Annotated in this window: 15 protein-coding genes and 1 pseudogene; 10 read left to right on the forward strand and 6 right to left on the reverse strand. The window is 75.3% G+C overall.

From position 1 onward, the window contains the following. Nucleotides 1–399: hypothetical protein (locus ACFVGO_RS38020; protein ID WP_380636753.1), on the reverse strand; the 399-nt coding region annotated here is incomplete at its 3' end. 304 nt (nucleotides 400–703) lie between these two features. Between ACFVGO_RS38020 and ACFVGO_RS38025 the strand changes: the two genes are divergently transcribed. Next, on the forward strand, nucleotides 704–1,135 hold the full coding sequence (locus tag ACFVGO_RS38025) for a YchJ family metal-binding protein (RefSeq protein ID WP_359908792.1): 432 nt from the start codon (nucleotides 704–706) through the stop codon (nucleotides 1,133–1,135). A gap of 90 nt (nucleotides 1,136–1,225) precedes the next feature. Here the strand turns inward: ACFVGO_RS38025 and ACFVGO_RS38030 are convergent, their stop codons facing one another. Then, nucleotides 1,226–2,281, reverse strand: a complete 1,056-nt coding sequence (locus ACFVGO_RS38030; RefSeq protein ID WP_380636755.1) for a polysaccharide deacetylase family protein — start codon at nucleotides 2,279–2,281, stop codon at nucleotides 1,226–1,228. Nucleotides 2,282–2,509: 228 nt separating this feature from the next. Between ACFVGO_RS38030 and ACFVGO_RS38035 the strand changes: the two genes are divergently transcribed. Continuing rightward, a complete protein-coding gene (locus ACFVGO_RS38035; RefSeq protein ID WP_380636757.1) occupies nucleotides 2,510–3,040 on the forward strand; it encodes a GNAT family N-acetyltransferase in 531 nt (176 codons plus the stop codon). A gap of 15 nt (nucleotides 3,041–3,055) precedes the next feature. Here the strand turns inward: ACFVGO_RS38035 and ACFVGO_RS38040 are convergent, their stop codons facing one another. Next, complete coding sequence (locus ACFVGO_RS38040) at nucleotides 3,056–3,973, reverse strand: carbohydrate kinase (RefSeq protein ID WP_380358393.1); 918 nt, start codon at nucleotides 3,971–3,973, stop codon at nucleotides 3,056–3,058. 377 nt (nucleotides 3,974–4,350) lie between these two features. On the opposite strand from ACFVGO_RS38040, the gene ACFVGO_RS38045 reads away from it, so the two are divergent. Next, nucleotides 4,351–5,895, forward strand: coding sequence for a M1 family metallopeptidase (locus tag ACFVGO_RS38045; protein ID WP_380636759.1), 1,545 nt, complete (start codon nucleotides 4,351–4,353; stop codon nucleotides 5,893–5,895). Between the two features lie 234 nt (nucleotides 5,896–6,129). Beyond that, on the forward strand, nucleotides 6,130–6,366 hold the full coding sequence (locus ACFVGO_RS38050) for a hypothetical protein (RefSeq protein WP_359908806.1): 237 nt from the start codon (nucleotides 6,130–6,132) through the stop codon (nucleotides 6,364–6,366). A 34-nt stretch (nucleotides 6,367–6,400) separates the two neighbouring features. On the opposite strand, the gene ACFVGO_RS38055 is transcribed toward ACFVGO_RS38050, so the two are convergent. The 3 genes from ACFVGO_RS38055 to ACFVGO_RS38065 form a co-directional block, all read right to left on the reverse strand. Continuing rightward, nucleotides 6,401–7,981 (reverse strand): sigma-70 family RNA polymerase sigma factor, encoded by a 1,581-nt coding sequence (locus ACFVGO_RS38055; protein ID WP_380358400.1) that lies wholly within the window; start codon nucleotides 7,979–7,981, stop codon nucleotides 6,401–6,403. Nucleotides 7,982–8,154: 173 nt separating this feature from the next. Next, nucleotides 8,155–9,147, reverse strand: coding sequence for a CAP domain-containing protein (locus ACFVGO_RS38060; protein ID WP_380636762.1), 993 nt, complete (start codon nucleotides 9,145–9,147; stop codon nucleotides 8,155–8,157). Nucleotides 9,148–9,262: 115 nt separating this feature from the next. Next, complete coding sequence (locus ACFVGO_RS38065; protein WP_359908812.1) at nucleotides 9,263–9,742, reverse strand: GNAT family N-acetyltransferase; 480 nt, start codon at nucleotides 9,740–9,742, stop codon at nucleotides 9,263–9,265. A 348-nt stretch (nucleotides 9,743–10,090) separates the two neighbouring features. On the opposite strand from ACFVGO_RS38065, the pseudogene ACFVGO_RS38070 reads away from it, so the two are divergent. The 6 genes and pseudogenes from ACFVGO_RS38070 to ACFVGO_RS38095 all read left to right on the forward strand — a co-directional run. Beyond that, a pseudogene (locus ACFVGO_RS38070) lies at nucleotides 10,091–10,435 on the forward strand (nuclear transport factor 2 family protein); the annotation flags it as partial. A gap of 19 nt (nucleotides 10,436–10,454) precedes the next feature. Then, nucleotides 10,455–11,999 (forward strand): ATP-dependent DNA ligase, encoded by a 1,545-nt coding sequence (locus ACFVGO_RS38075; RefSeq protein WP_380636764.1) that lies wholly within the window; start codon nucleotides 10,455–10,457, stop codon nucleotides 11,997–11,999. 300 nt (nucleotides 12,000–12,299) lie between these two features. Further along, nucleotides 12,300–12,515, forward strand: a complete 216-nt coding sequence (locus ACFVGO_RS38080; RefSeq protein WP_359908818.1) for a ferredoxin — start codon at nucleotides 12,300–12,302, stop codon at nucleotides 12,513–12,515. A 103-nt stretch (nucleotides 12,516–12,618) separates the two neighbouring features. Beyond that, nucleotides 12,619–13,833 carry a cytochrome P450 gene (locus ACFVGO_RS38085; RefSeq protein WP_359908821.1) on the forward strand — a complete coding sequence of 405 codons (1,215 nt, stop codon included), beginning with the start codon at nucleotides 12,619–12,621 and terminating at the stop codon, nucleotides 13,831–13,833. Between the two features lie 161 nt (nucleotides 13,834–13,994). Next, nucleotides 13,995–14,159, forward strand: coding sequence for a hypothetical protein (locus ACFVGO_RS38090; RefSeq protein WP_359908824.1), 165 nt, complete (start codon nucleotides 13,995–13,997; stop codon nucleotides 14,157–14,159). A 104-nt stretch (nucleotides 14,160–14,263) separates the two neighbouring features. Continuing rightward, the coding region (locus tag ACFVGO_RS38095) for a hypothetical protein (RefSeq protein ID WP_380636767.1) at nucleotides 14,264–14,583 on the forward strand (320 nt) is incomplete at its 3' end.

A 14,583-nucleotide genomic window follows, 5' to 3' on the forward strand; every position in this document is an offset into this window, starting at 1 on the left:
GCCGCGCAGAACGGCCGGGACGACGGCGAACAGCGCCGCCGTCACGGTGACGGAGAGGCAGAGCGCCGCCCAGCGGGCGCAGATCCGGCGGCACTCGACGCGGTACCGGGCGGCCAGCCGGCGGCAGCGCTCGACCGCGCGGTCGACGACCTCCTCGGCGTAGCGCAACCGATCGGCGGCGTAGGCCTGTTCGAGGCTCTCCCGCTCCGCCGCCGGCAGCCACGGGAACTGCGCGGCGAACGCGCGGGCGTCCCGCTCGGCCGCCGCGACCTCCGCCTCCCAGGCCAGGAAGCCCTCGATGCGGGCGAACTCCGCCCGGGAGTTCACCCGGGGGCGGGCGCCGGCGGGCCTGCCCCGGCGAGGGGTCCGCACTCTCGGCGGACGCTGTCTGCCACCCATGACCGCTCCGTACGTTGTAAGGCGGCCCGCCGGAGAAGCCTGCGGGGGACGGGCTCCTGACGGGGATCGCTCCGCGACCAGGCAACTACTATCAGCGACGAACAGCAGGTGGCGGGCGGCTCGCCACAACCCGCGCGATTCTTGCCGGACGGTGGAGCCCGCGACGAAGGGCCGGCCGGTCCACCGGGACGGACCTCCGGGTGACACGGACGGGCCCGCCCCCGGTGCGCCCGGGGGCGGGCCCGTTCCCGCCGTGCGCGGGGCGGCCGGGGAGCCGTCCGGCGCGTGGGGGACAATGGACGCCATGTCCCGACGTCGTTCCGCTCCCCGCGCCGCAGCGCCGCGGCTGCTGCCCTCCTCCCCCTGCCCGTGCGGCCTCTCCGCCGGCTACGGCGACTGCTGCGGCCGGCTGCACCGGGGCCAGTCGACGGCCACCACCGCCGAGTCCCTGATGCGCTCCCGGTTCAGCGCCTTCGCCGCGCAGGACGAGGCGTACCTGCTGCGCACCTGGCACCCGGACACCCGGCCCGCGGAGGTCGACTTCGACCCGGGGCTGCGCTGGACCGCGCTGGAGGTGGTCGCCACCACCGAGGGCGGCGCGTTCCACGCGCAGGGCACGGTCGCCTTCCGGGCCCACTGGACCGAGGGCGGCGAGGAGGGCGTGCTCACCGAGAACAGCCGCTTCGTGCGGCACGAGGGCGCCTGGGTGTACCTCGACGCCCTCTCGCTCGGCTGAACCGCCCGGCCCCGAGCCACCGCCCGCCCCCCGAGCCACCCGGACCGCGGCCGCCGGGTGGCCTCGGCGGGTGGCCCCTGCCGACAGGTGCTACAGGTAGTCGTCCAGCCGGGCCAGGGCGAAGCCCTGCGCGGTGACGTCGTTGACGACCTTGCGCAGCAGGTCCGGCATGGAGGCCTTCCAGATGTCGGTGCCCCGGAAGTGGGTCAGGATGATGTCGCCCGGATGCAGCTGCTGGTCGTCGTAGCGCCATTCCATGTGGTCCGGGAAGGCCTCCTCGTTCCACAACGGCACCGCCTCCACCCCGCAGGAGGCCGCGGCGCGCAGGGTGTCGTCGTTGTACTCGCCGTACGGCGGACGGAACAGCCGGGGACGGACACCGATCTGCTGCTCCAGCTGGTCCTGCTGGTTGCAGATCTCCTGGCGCTGGGTCTCGTAGTCCAGCACCTTCAGGTTGCGGTGGTTGATCGTGTGGTTGTTGATCTCCACGCCGTGGGCGTGCAGGTCCCGGAAGTAGCCGTAGTTCTCGCGGGCGAGGTAGTCGGAGACGTACGTGCTGAGCGGGATGCCCAACTCCTCGGCCATCCGTGAGAACTCGGGGTCCTTCTCGGCGCCGTCGTCGACGGTCAGGAAGACCACCTTGTCGTCGGTCGGGACCCGGTAGACGACGGGCGGACGGCCCTCCGCGAGCTTGACTCCCTGCCCCTGGGTGAGCGCGGGCCTGGTCGCCGGGCGCGGCGGGGCCTTCAGGGACGGGCGTTCCAGTCCCCAGCGCTGCGCGGTCTCCACCGCGGCGCGGGCGGCCACCTCCTGACGGGCCGTGGCCTCGCCGCCGCTCTGCTCCTCCTTGCGGGCCAGGCCGGGCAGCTGCGGCCGCTCCACGGGCGGGGCGCCCGCGCGGGCGGGGCCCTCGGCGGCCTGTACCGCTGCGGCACCTTCCGGAGCCGCGGCGGCTTCGGCGGCGGGCGCCGCGTTCGCGTCGGCGGCCGGGGCGGGCTTCGGTCGGGCGGGAGCGGCCGGACCGGCGCAGCCGGCGAGGACGGCGGAGAGGCAGACGGTGGCCAGCAGGCCGGTCCGTACGCCGCTCCGGCGCTGCTGATTCCCCCTCAGATCCCCACTAATACGACAACCTGATGGTCTGTTCATAGCTGCACTGCTCCCCCGCCGCGCACCACCGCCAATCCCCACGTCACCCGCGCGGGGCAACGACGCACCGGAGCCTTGCCGTTCCTTTGCCCGGGCGGCGGCCGACCGGACGGACGACCGGGGTGGACCAGGGCGGTCGGGGTGGAGCAGAGGCGGTTCGAGCCGGGCCGGACCGGGCCGCCGGAAAACCGATTGCGGGGGCGGCGCCATGAAGTGGATCATGCGCGCATGACCGACACCGCGCCCCGCAGCTCCGCCCCCTGGACCGTCGCCACCGCCGACGTGACCGCCCCCGAGGCCCTGGACCTGCTGCGCGAGTACTACTACGACGTGGCCAACCGCTACTACCGCCTGCACTTCGACCGGGAGGGCACCCCCGAGGAGCTGGAGTCCGGCCTGGCCGGCTCCCCCAGCGACGACCTCGCCGCCCCGGACGGCCTGTTCCTGATCGGCCGTCACGACGGCGTCGCCCACTCCTGCGCCGGCCTGCGGCGGCTCGACGCCACCACCGCCGAACTCACCCGCGTCTTCGTCCGCCCCGGCCTGCGCGGCACCGGCGGCGGCGCCGAACTGCTGGCCGCCGTCGACCGGGCCGCCCGCTCCCTTGGTGCGGACCGGATCGTCCTCGACACCCGCCTCGACCTGACCGAGGCCCGCGCGCTCTACCTGCGCAACGGGTACCGGGAGATCCCCGCCTACAGCAGCGGCCCGTACGCCGAGATCTGGTACGGGAAGGACCTCACCGCCCTTGCGCGGTAGGCGGGTTGGGCCCGGCTACCCGGCACTCGCCGGGGCGTGGGACGGCGGCCCGTCCGTCAGGGCGGCCGCGAGTTCGGCCGCCGAGGGCGGGTTGGCGCCCGGGCGGGCGACGGTCAGCGCGGCCGCCGTCACCCCGTGGGTGAGGCAGACCGCGAGGTCGGCGCCGACCGTGCGGGCGTGCAGGAAGGCGGCCATGAAGGAGTCGCCGGCACCCACGGTGTCGGCGACCGGCACCCGGAGGGCCGCGGCCTCGGCGTGTCCGCCCCCGGCGGTGCGGGCGAACGCGCCCTCGGCCCCGAGGGTGACCGCGACCACGGCCGGGCCGAGGGCCAGCCAGCGCTCGACGACCGCCTCGGGCCGCTCGCCCGGGTAGAGCCAGGCGAGGTCCTCGTCGCTGGCCTTGACCAGGTCGCTCAGCGCCACCCAGCGCTCGACCCGGCGGACGGACTCGGCCCGGTCGCCCATCAGCGCCGGGCGCACGTTCGGGTCGTAGCTGATCCGCGCCCGCCCGCGCCAGCGCTCGACCAGCGCCAGCACCGAACCCGCGCCGGGCTCGGTGACCGCCGCGATCGAGCCGAGGTGGATCGCGGCGGGCGGCTCGGCGAGTTCGGTCGGCGGGAGCGTCCAGCGGATGTCGAAGGTGTAGCGGGCCCGCCCCTGCCCGTCCAGCTCCACCACCGCCGAGGGCGTCCGGGCGACCTCGGCCGCCCGCACCCGCACACCCGCCGACTCCAGGTGCCGCCGGATCAGCCGGCCGTTGGCGTCCGGCCCCAGTTCGGTGAGCAGCACGGCCGGGCGGCCCAGCCGGGCCAGGCCGTAGGCGACGTTCGCGGGGCTGCCGCCGGGGTGCACCCGGTCCGGCTCCGCACCCGATCGGACGATGTCGGCCACGCACTCGCCGATCACCAGAACGGGTGAAGCTGGGCTGGTCACGGCGGCTCCTGGCATCCGGTACGCGGGCGTCGTCAGAGCCGCCAGCCTACGGGGTGCGGCCGGGCACGCGGTGCCGGGGCAAGAGAGTACGGCCGCCGGACCTGGCCAGGTTTTCCGACGGCCGTGGATCGTCCGTCAGGGGACGATGCACTCCTCACGGTAGACCGCGTGCGGCGGCCGCGCCATCACTCTGGGCCGTCCGGGGGACCACGGGGTGTCATCGAAGCGCACCGATCGCGCCCGGGCCCTGCGGCAGTCCACTAACATCCGTGGCCGGGCTCCCCGTTCCGGCGGCTCCCGACCTCTCCCCCGCTCCCGCTCGTGAAGTGCGGTGATCACCCTTGTTCAGGCCCCGCGCCGGTCTCCTTCCCTCGCTCGTGCTCAGCGCGGTCGTGCTCTCCGCGAGCGTGCCGACGGCCGGCGCCGCCGACGGGCCGGGCGATCCGGTCTTCCCCTCGCTCGGGAACACCGGGTACCGGGCACTCCGGTACGACCTGGCCCTCGACTACCGGGCCGGGACCAGGACGGTGGACGGCACGGCCGTGATCACCGTACGGCCGGACCGCGCCCTCGCCCGGCTGGAGCTGGACGCGCTCGGGCTGACCGTGCGCAGCGTCCGGGTCGACGGACGGCCGGCGGACTTCGCGGCCCACGACGAGAAGCTGACGGTCACCCCGGCCGGGCGGTTCCTGCCGGGCGCCGTCACCCGGCTCACCGTCGAGTACAGCGCCGATCCCCGTGCCGCGCTGCCGCACACCGGCTGGGTCCCCACCCCGGACGGCTTCGCGGTGGCCGGCCAGCCCAACAGCGCGCACACCGTCTTCCCGTGCAACGACCACCCGGGCGACAAGGCCCGGTTCACCATCGCGGTGACCGCCCCGGACGCTCTCCTCGGCGTGGCCAACGGCGAGTTGACGGCCACCGAGCGGCTGGGCGACGGCCGCACCACCCGCCGGTACGTCTCCCGCGAGCCGATGGCCACCGAACTGGTCCAGGTCTCGGTCGGCGACTACACCGTGCGCGAGCGCACCGGCCCGCACGGCCTGCCCCTGCGCGACGTCGTGCCGACCGCCCGCGCCGCCGAGCTGGAGCCCGCACTCGCCCTCACCCCCGGCCAGCTCGTGTGGGCGGAAGCCCACCTGGGGCGGTTCCCGTTCGAGGTGTACGGGATCCTGCCGGTCAACACGGACGACCCGGCCGCGTTCGCCTTCACCGGCCTGGAGACCCAGACGCTCACCCTGTACAAGCCGAACTTCCTGCGGCAGGCGGAGCCGGCGATCGGCTCGCACATGATGCACGAGCTGGTCCACTCCTGGTTCGGCAACAGCGTCTCCCCCGCCCGGTGGTCCGACCTCTGGCTCAACGAGGGCCACGCCGACTTCTACGGGCTGATGTACCGCTACGAGCGCGGGTGGCCGGACGCCTGGGGCCACACCACGCTGGTCGACCGGATGCGCTACGTCTACGGGCTGGGCGACCAGTGGCGGCACGACTCCGGGCCGGTCGCCTCCCCCACCGCCGCCGACCTCTTCGACAGCCAGCGGTACACCGGCGGCGCTCTGGTGCTGTTCGCGCTGCGGGAGAAGGTCGGGGCGGAGGCCTTCGACCGGATCGAGCGCACCTTCCTGGGCACCCACAGGTACGGGAACGCGAGCACCGAGGACTACGTGCGGACGGCCTCCGCGGTGTCCGGGCAGGACCTGCGCGGCTTCCTCCACGACTGGCTGTACGGGCTGCGGACACCGCCGATGCCGGGGCATCCGGACTGGGTGGTGGGCCCGGTCGGCCCGACGGGGGCGGTGCCGGCGGTTCCGGCCGCGCCGGGCGCTGCGGGGGTGGCGGTTCCCGGGTCATCGGCCTGGGAGCGTGGGGCCGCAGGGGCGGGCGGGCCCGGGGTGGCGCGGGGCTCCGGAACGCTCTGACGGCGCGGCTGGGGCTGCTGGTGCACGCCCGGCGCGCCGCCGTGCGTCCGGTCGCCCCGTACGCGCCCCTGACCGGCAGGGGCGGGTGGGGCCATGGTGGTTCCCACGGCCCGCCCGCCGCCCGGCAGAGTCCCGGTCGGTTCGCGGGCCGTCCAACCTTTCCGGACACTCCCGCCGCGGGCCCGCGGCAGGTCCGGGCCGTAACCCTTCCGGCGCAGCGTCGTTGGACCGGCCATGAAGAAGCGCAGCATGCTCGCCGTTGCCTCGCTCGCCGTTGGTGTCGTGGCCTCCCTCACCGCGCCGAGTGCGCACGCCAGTGCCGTGGGCGGGCAGGAGGGACTGCCCGGGCCGCTGAGCAGCGCTCCGGACGTGGTGCCCGGGCAGGTCGGTGACGCGGGCGGCGTCCTCGGGGACGCCACCGGCTATGTGACCGGGTCGGCGAACGGCCTGGTGGCGGCCACTCCCGCGTAGTCCGGCGCCCACCGCCCACCACCCCGGTCACGGTTCAGGACATCGGGGCTCCGAGGTCCTGGGTCCAGTAGGGGGTGCCGGTGGAGCTGGTGGCGAAGCCGACGCCGATGTCCTTGAATCCGCAGTCGAGCATGTTGGACTGGTGGATTCCGCCGTCCATCCAGCGGGCGAAGACGGCGGCCGGGGTGGTCGGGCCCCGGTCGAGGTTCTCGCCCCACTGGGACCAGCGGTAGCCGGCGGCGGTGATCCGGGCCTCGGTGCGGACGCCATCCGGGTTGACGTGGTCGAAGAAGCCGCGGGTGGCCATGTCGTCCGCGTGCTTCTGGGCCGTGCCGTGCAGCCGGGGGTCGATCCGCAGCGGGGCGCAACCCGCCCTGGCGCGTTCGGCGTTGACCAGGTCCACCAGCTGGCGTTCCGGGTTGGGCTGCGGTGTCGCGGCGGCGGTGCGGGTCGCGGTGGGCGTCGGTGCGGGCGTCGCCGTCGCCGTCGGGCTCTCCGCGGGCAGCGGGGTCGGCTCGGGGACGGCGGCAGCGGGTGCGGCGGCGGCCGTCGGGGTGTCCGGTGCCGCGGCCGGAGCGGTGGGCTCGGGTGCCGCCGGCTGCGGGGGTTCGGCCTGCGGCCAGACCAGGGCCAGGGTGGTCACCGCGACCGCCGCGGCCGCCCCGCTCGCCAGGACGGCCTTGCGGGCCGCGGTGCCGGCCCAGCCGCCGTGCCCTCCCGCATGCGCCCCGGCACCGGCGTGGGCCCCGGCCCCCGCTCCGGTGGAGGCTCCCGTTCCGGTGGCGGCCGCCGAGGAGACGACGGCGGCCGCGGTGTGCTGGAAGTGCAGCAGCACGGGCCAGTCGAGCGGGATCGGCACCAGGGCGAGGCCGGCCAGCAGTCCCTCCGCCGGGAAGAGGTCCCGGCCGAGGCCGTCGCAGTCGGCGCAGTCGCGGATGTGGCGGGCTATGCGCTTGCGCCAGACCGAGTTCGGGGTGCCGTCGAAGCCCGCGGTGAGCTCGGTCAGTCCGGGGCAGCGGGGGTAGGCGCAGAGCGCGCGGACGACGATGCGGCCCGCTTCGAGCTGCTTCTTCATCCGCTGTACGCGCACGGCGGTGTGCTGCGGGCTCAGGTCGAGGGCGTCGGCGAGTTCGGCCCGGGTCAGTTCGCCGGCGGCCTCCAGCCACCAGAGGGCGAGCAGTTCCCGGTCGTCCGGGTCCAGCCAGCGGGTGGCCTCGGCCACCTCGCGGCGCTGGCCGGACAGGCCGAGGCGCAGGATGGTGAGGTCCGTGAAGTCGGCCCGGGGGTCGGCGACCTCCCAGGTCTCGTCCAGCCCGCCGACGGTCGGCTGCTGCTGGCCCGCGGCGTGCCGGCGGCGCACCTGGTTCATGGTGATGGCGACCAGCCAGGACCGGAAGGACTCGGGGTCGCGGAGCCCGTCCAGGCCGTCCAGGGCGCGGATCATGGTCTCCTGCGCGACGTCGTCCACGTCGGCGTGGCCGCCGAGGGCACGGCCGGCCACGTTGTAGACGAGCGGCAGCCAGGCGGCGACCAGCGCCTCCTGGGCCTGCCGGTCACCTGCCTGCGCCGCTAGCACCAGGGTGGTCCCGGTCCTGTTCTGCACATCAGCGTTCATGGTCCGCACTCCGTCTTGCCGTGTATCCGTCCGCCGCTGCCTCCTCGGAGACCCGTGTGGAGTGATCAGATAACAACAATGTGCACGGAATCGGAAAATCGGTCCGGACTACTCGGCCCGAGCCGGAGCCCGGACCGGCCGGGCCAGGCCGGACCGGGCCAGGCCGGACCGATTCACGCCGGGGACGCGAACACCTGGGTCCACCACGGACCGTTGACGCCGGTCCGCACGCCCACGCCGAGCTGCTTGAACGAGCAGTTGAGGATGTTGGCCCGGTGGCCGGGGCTGTTCATCCAGGAGTTCATCACGTCGGCCGGGTCCTTCTGGCCGCGGGCGATGTTCTCGCCCCAGGTGCTCCAGCTGTAGCCGGCCGCCTCGATCCGGTGGTCGGCGTGGTAACCCTCGGGGCTGGCGTGGTCGAAGTAGTTGCGGTTGGCCATGTCGTCGCTGTGCGCCTGGGCGGCGCTCGCCAGCCGGGGCTCGGCGCTGACCGGCCCGCAGCCGGCCTTGCTGCGCTCGACGTTGACCAGGTCCACGACCTGCTGGGCGTACGACGGAGCCGCGCCGCCGCCCGCCGGCGGGGGCGCGGTGGGCCGCTTGGGCGGGAACGGGAAGCCGCCGGTGGCGGCCCGGGCGGCGTTCGAGGCCGCCTTGGGCGCGGAGGCCGTGGGGGCGGGCGCGGCGTTCGGGGCGGCGGTGGCCGCGGCCGCCGGGGAGGCCGGAGCGGTCGTGGTCGGCGTGAGCGAGGTGCTCGGAACGGCCGCCGGGTCGGTGGCGGTGGGGGTGGCCGGGGGAAGGACGTCCGGGTTCGTCCCGCCGGCGCCGGGCACCTGGATGCCCTCGCGCGTGCCCAGCTCCGCGGAGATCAGCATGTCGGCGGAGAGCGACTGGGCCGCCGTGTCCCGGTCGGTCTGCTTGCCGCCGTACGCCGCGTAGCCCGCGCCGGCCAGCGCGGCGAACAGCCCGGTGCCGGCCACGGCCGCGACGACCGCGGTGACCGGCACGATCCCGCCGCGCCGACGCGCCCGCCGGCCCCGCCCGGTGTGCCGCTCGGCAGCCCGCCGTGCCGCCCGGCCGCCGGAGCGGCCGCCGGCTCCACTCCCGTTGTCGCTGCCGGCGCCGCCTCCGCTCGCCGGGAGGATGGTCGTCCTGTCGTCGCTGTTCACGTGGCCACGCTTTCTGTTCCGGGTCGACTGGTCGGGTGTCGACACATGGGAGACCTCCCGGCCGGGCGCCGATAACAGAAACTCCGAACGAATGTCCGGCGGTCGGGCCGCGGCCTCAGCCGACCGGTGCCTCCGGGGCCATGTCGTAGGTGAGGAACCTGGTCCGTACGGCGACCTTGTCGTATTTTCCACGGGCCCGGTAATTGTCCTCGGAGGTGATCCAGCGGACGGTGTTCCAGCCGCGTTCCGCCGCGATTTCCCGCAGCCGGCCCAACAGCGCGTCCACCGCGCCGCCGCCCCGGACCTCCGGTGCCACGAACAGATCGTCCAGGAAGCACCCGACGGCCCCGTGCAGAGGTCGCGCGAACGGCCGGTAGTGCGCGAGGCCGACCGGCCTACCGTCGCCGTCCCGCACCAGGAGCCCCGCCACCTCGTGCCCCGGGTCCATCAGCCAGGACCAGACCAGCTCGGCCTTCTCCTCCGGAACCGGGACCCGGTAGAACTCGCCGTACCCCCGGAACAGTTCGCGCCAGGCCTCGAAGTCGCCGGCCTCGGGCGCGCCGACGCTCCAGCGGGTCGTGGGGGTGTCGCTCATCTCGGTCTCCATCACTCGGAAGGCAGTGCGGGCCCTCAGCATGACGCCCCGTCGCCCCGTCGCTGATCACCGGCCCGGCCAAGAGCACCCGCCCCCTGCGCCATCGCGGCGCCTTGCGGCGACGGGCGCTCGGTGCCGCGCGGGAGGGGCGGCGGGAGGGCGGGGGTCGTGGCCCCGCCCGGATCAGACGGAAGAACAGGGCCCTGCGTTCGCGCCGGACCCGGGGGGGTCGGGCGCGCTCCCCTTCAGCGCGTCGGCGAGGAGCAGCAGCAACCGCACGACGTCCTCGGGCGTGGCGTCGACGGCCGCACGCGCCCGACCGCCAGCTGAGCACGCCCGTCGGGACGGCCCTGCCCGGGGCCGGCCTGCCTCGCGGCGATCGCCGACGACGGCATCGACCACCCGGAGTGGGAGCCCGGCCCCATCGAGGTGCGCGTCCACGGCGACGCCGCGGTCGTCCGCTACCGGGCCACCCCGGAGGTCGTCTTCCACGGCATCGCCGTACCGAGGGAGCAGTACTGGCGCACCGACACCTACGAGAGGACCGACGGCCGGTGGCAGGTGGTGCGGTCCCGGGCCGACGCGATCCGGTGGACGGCCGCCCGGGCCCCGGGACGACGCGCTCCGCCGCAGCCCGGCGCGCCCCGGGAGCGCCGGCCGTGGTGCGGGGCCGGCGGCCGGGGCGGATGCTGAGGGGGGTGGAGGTGGTGCTGTGGCGGGGTTGCTGCGGCTGGCGTCGGTGTCGCGGGAGGTCGCGGCGGAGGCCGGACGGCGGGCGAAGACGGAGTTGTTGGCCGGTTGTCTGCGGGACCTGGGGCCGGTGGAGGGGGCGGCGGCGGTCGCCCTGCTGTCCGGGGAGTCGCAGCGGCTGCGGACCGGGATCGGGCCCGCGGCGCTGCGGGGGCTGCCGGAGCCGGCGGCGGAGGCCTCGCTCGGGGTCCGGGAGGTGGAGCGGGAGCTGGAGCTGATCGCGAGGGTGCACGGGGCGGGGGCCCAGGCGGAGCGGCGGCGCTTGTTGCACGGGCTGTTCGCGCGGGCGACCGCCGTGGAGCAGGGGTTCCTGCGGGCGGTGCTGGTCGGGGACCTGCGGCAGGGGGCGCTGGACGCGGTGGTGGGGGACGCCGTGGCGCGGGCGGCCGGGGTGCCGGCGGCGGCGGTGCGGCGGGCGTTGATGTTCCGGGGGTCGGCCCGCGCGGTGGCGCAGGCCGCGCTGACCGGTGGGCAGCCGGCGCTCGCGGCGTTCCGGCTGGAGGTGGGACGGGCGGTGCGGCCGATGCTGGCCGCCTCGGCGCCGGACGTGGCCACCGCGCTGGAGCGCACCGGCCCGGCCGCGGTGGAGTGGAAGCTGGACGGCGTCCGGGTGCAGGTGCACCGGGAGGGCGGGGAGGTCGCGGTGTTCACCCGCGGCCTGGAGGACATCACCGCCCGCGTCCCCGAGGTGACCGAGGCCGCGCTGGCGCTGCCGCTGCGCTCGGCGGTGCTGGACGGTGAGGCGATCGCGCTCGGCCCGGACGGCCGGCCGCGCCCCTTCCAGGAGACCGCCGCACGCACCGCCTCCCGGCGGGAGCCGGACCGGCTGCGTGCCGAAGTCCCGCTCGACGCCTACTTCTTCGACCTGCTGCACCGGGACGGCGAGGACCTGGTGGACCGTCCCGGCCGGGAGCGCTGGGCGGCGCTGGCCGAGGCGGTGCCGGACGGCCTGCGGCCGGCCCGCGTCGAGACCGGGGACCGCGACCGGGCGCTGGCCTTCTTCCGGGAGACGCTGGCGCTCGGCCACGAGGGCGTGCTGGTGAAGGATCCGGCGGCCCCGTACGCGGCCGGGCGGCGCGGCGCGGGCTGGATCAAGGTCAAGCCCCGGCACACCCTGGACCTGGTGGTGCTGGCCGCCGAGTGGGGCAGCGGGCGGCGGCGCGGCTTCCTCAGCAACCTGCACGTGGGCGCCCGGGCGGCGGGCGAACCGGGGCTGGGCCCGTGGGTGATGCTCGGCAAGACCTTCAAGGGCCTGACCGACGAGACGCTCGCCCGGCAGACCGCCGAACTGCTGGCCCGGGAGACCGGGCGGGACGCCTGGACGGTGCGGGTCCGACCGGAACTGGTCGTCGAGATCGCCTTCGACGGGGTGCAGCGCAGCTCCCGCTATCCGGCCGGTCTCACCCTGCGGTTCGCCCGGGTGGTGCGCTACCGGCCGGACAAGAGCGCCGACGAGGCCGACACCGTCGCGACCGTACGGGAGATCGCCGCCGCCGAGGGGCTGTGAGCCGCTGGCGAAGGGCGGTGGGCCGTCGTCGAGAGGCGGTGAGCCGTCGCCGAAGGGCCGCGTGCCGGGCCGGATCCGGGCCGGCTCAGGTGCCGGTGGCTGCGGGGCGCGCACTTGTCACCACGGCGTCAATTCAAACCTGGTTCACCGCCCGGAGGCTCCGACGGGAGCCGAATCGGCCATTCTCGGTGATCCCGCCACCGCGCCCTCCGTGGACGGAGCAGCGCCGGTTAGGTTGGCAATGACAACGAGAGGCGGCCGCCGGGCAGCCGGCGGCGCACTGGCGAGAGGTGCCCGACCATGCGGGTGAATGTCGACCGGGACCGCTGCTGCAGCTCCGGGATGTGCGTCACGAACGTTCCCGAGGTCTTCGACCAGGACGACCACGACAGCCTGGTGAGACTCCGTCAGACCTCGTTCCGGCCGGACCAGTTCGACGATCTCAGACTGGCCGCCCAGCTCTGCCCGGGCGGCGCGATCACCGTGGTCGAGGACGGGCCCGCACAGGCCGAGTAGGCCGAGGCCGGGCCGTTCCGGACACCGCGACGGCCCCCCGACGGACGTCCGGTCACCACACCACCCCCACCGGAGAACCATCGCGACGCAAGGAGACCCCGCCTTGACGAGCACGCCCATCGTCCCCGCCGTCCCGCTTCCGGCCCGGCACTCCGCCGGCTGCCCGTTCAACCCGCCGCCCGCGTACACCGAGGCCGCCGCGAGCGCCCCGCTGACCCGCGGCGATCTGCCCGGCGGCGATTCCTGCTGGCTGGCCACCGGCTACGCCGAGGTCCGCACCATCCTCTCCGACCGCCGGTTCAGCGCCGACATACGCCACCCCTCCTTCCCGCTGCTGGTCGCCGGCGACCGGGAGCAGATCACCGCCACCCCGAGCTTCCTGAACCTGGACGACCCCGAGCACGCCCGGCTGCGCCGCATGGTCACCGGGGACTTCCTGGTCAAACGGGTCCAGGCGATGCGCCCGGACATCCAGCGGATCGTGGACGAGGCGCTGGACACGATGACCGATGGCCGCACCGAGGCCGACCTGGTCGCCGACTTCGCGCTGCCCGTCCCCTCCCTGGTGATCTGCCTGCTGCTCGGCGTCCCCTACGAGGACCACGAGTTCTTCCAGCGCGTCGGCCGGACGCTGCTCAGCAACGCCAGCAAGGTCGAGCAGCGCCTGGCGGCCCGGGACGAGATGCTGGAGTACCTGGAGGGGCTGGCGACCCGCAAGCGGGCGGAGCCGCGGGACGACATCATCAGCCGGCTCGCCGTCCGGGACGACCTCACCCCGCGCGAGGTCGCCAGCACCGGCATCCTGCTGCTGATCGCCGGGCACGAGACGACCGCGAACATGATCTCGCTCTCCACCGCCCTGCTGCTGGACCGGCCCGAGCAGATCGCCAGGCTGGCCGACCCGGCCGCCCTGCCCGGCGCGGTGGAGGAACTGCTGCGCCACCTCACCATCGTCCACACCGGGGTGGCCCGGGTGGCCCTGGAGGACGTGGAACTGGGCGGCACCACGGTCCGCGCCGGGGAGGGCGTGATCGCGATGCTCTCCACCGCCAACCGGGACGAGGAGGTGTTCGGCGGCGCCGACCGGCTGCCGGTGGACGAGCTGGACCTGGGCCGGGACGCCCGGCGGCACCTGGCCTTCGGCTTCGGCGTGCACCAGTGCCTCGGCCAGCCGCTCGCCCGCGCCGAGCTGCAGATCGCGCTGGCCACGCTGTTCCGGCGGCTGCCCGGGCTGCGGCTGACCGTCCCCCGCAGCGAGCTGGTGTTCCGCACCGAATCGTTCATCTACGGCATGCGGTCACTGCCCGTCACCTGGTGACGACCGGGTGAGGTCCGGGCGAGGTCCGCGGAGGCCCGCCGGGTCACCCGGCTGGCCCCGACGCCGGGGCGGAGGCAGGCTGGAGGGGCGAAGAGACACCTCCGGTCCTGCCGCGCCCGCGACCCGGCGCGCCGGGACCGGCCGAGGAGACGGAGCCCGCGATGACCGACATGAGCGACCGGTCCAAGGTGAGCACCGAGGACGACGAGGACGTCCGCGCCGCTGACCCCGAGGAGGGCATCCCCTCGATGCAGAACCTGCACGCCCAGGACACCTCCCGGGCGGAGGGCGCCCCCATGCTGGACGAACCCGGCCAACCCGACTGAATCGTCCGCCGTACCGACTCGACCGCCCGGTGGGACCGGGCGGTCGCCGCGACCGCGGGTGTCGCTGCTCCGGCGGCGGGCCACCCGCGGGGGAGGATAGGCGCATGACCGAACACGACCAAGGCAACCGCCAGGCCCGGCCGTCCGCGGACCCGCGCACGTCGTGGGCGACCTGGACCACCCAATCGATCATCAGCGGCCCCGGTGGGGTGACCACCACCGAGGTCGGCCCCATCTCCGGCGACCTCACCGTGCACACCACCTGGGTGGACGGCGAGGCGAGGCTGACCGTCCAGTACACCGGCGCGCTGGACTGGTACACGGTCGCCGGCAGCCCGGTGCCGGCACACGACGAGAGCACCGCGCGGGCGGTCCACCAGGCGATGGTGAACGGCGTCAAGGCCGGCCGGGGCGCGGGTGCCCC

The sequence above is a fragment of the Kitasatospora sp. NPDC057738 genome, from assembly GCF_042798815.1.
Lineage (GTDB): Bacteria > Actinomycetota > Actinomycetes > Streptomycetales > Streptomycetaceae > Kitasatospora > Kitasatospora lactacystinica.

Bases quoted from the DNA above. Each gene is read 5' to 3' on its own strand.
- ACFVGO_RS38025 (WP_359908792.1), top strand. From the start codon at position 704: ATGTCCCGACGTCGTTCCGCTCCCCGCGCCGCAGCGCCGCGGCTGCTG.
- ACFVGO_RS38030 (WP_380636755.1), bottom strand. From the start codon at position 2,281: ATGAACAGACCATCAGGTTGTCGTATTAGTGGGGATCTGAGGGGGAAT.
- ACFVGO_RS38065 (WP_359908812.1), bottom strand. From the start codon at position 9,742: ATGAGCGACACCCCCACGACCCGCTGGAGCGTCGGCGCGCCCGAGGCC.
- ACFVGO_RS38055 (WP_380358400.1), bottom strand. From the start codon at position 7,981: ATGAACGCTGATGTGCAGAACAGGACCGGGACCACCCTGGTGCTAGCG.
- ACFVGO_RS38090 (WP_359908824.1), top strand. From the start codon at position 13,995: ATGACCGACATGAGCGACCGGTCCAAGGTGAGCACCGAGGACGACGAG.
- ACFVGO_RS38080 (WP_359908818.1), top strand. From the start codon at position 12,300: ATGCGGGTGAATGTCGACCGGGACCGCTGCTGCAGCTCCGGGATGTGC.
- ACFVGO_RS38050 (WP_359908806.1), top strand. From the start codon at position 6,130: ATGAAGAAGCGCAGCATGCTCGCCGTTGCCTCGCTCGCCGTTGGTGTC.
- ACFVGO_RS38035 (WP_380636757.1), top strand. From the start codon at position 2,510: ATGACCGACACCGCGCCCCGCAGCTCCGCCCCCTGGACCGTCGCCACC.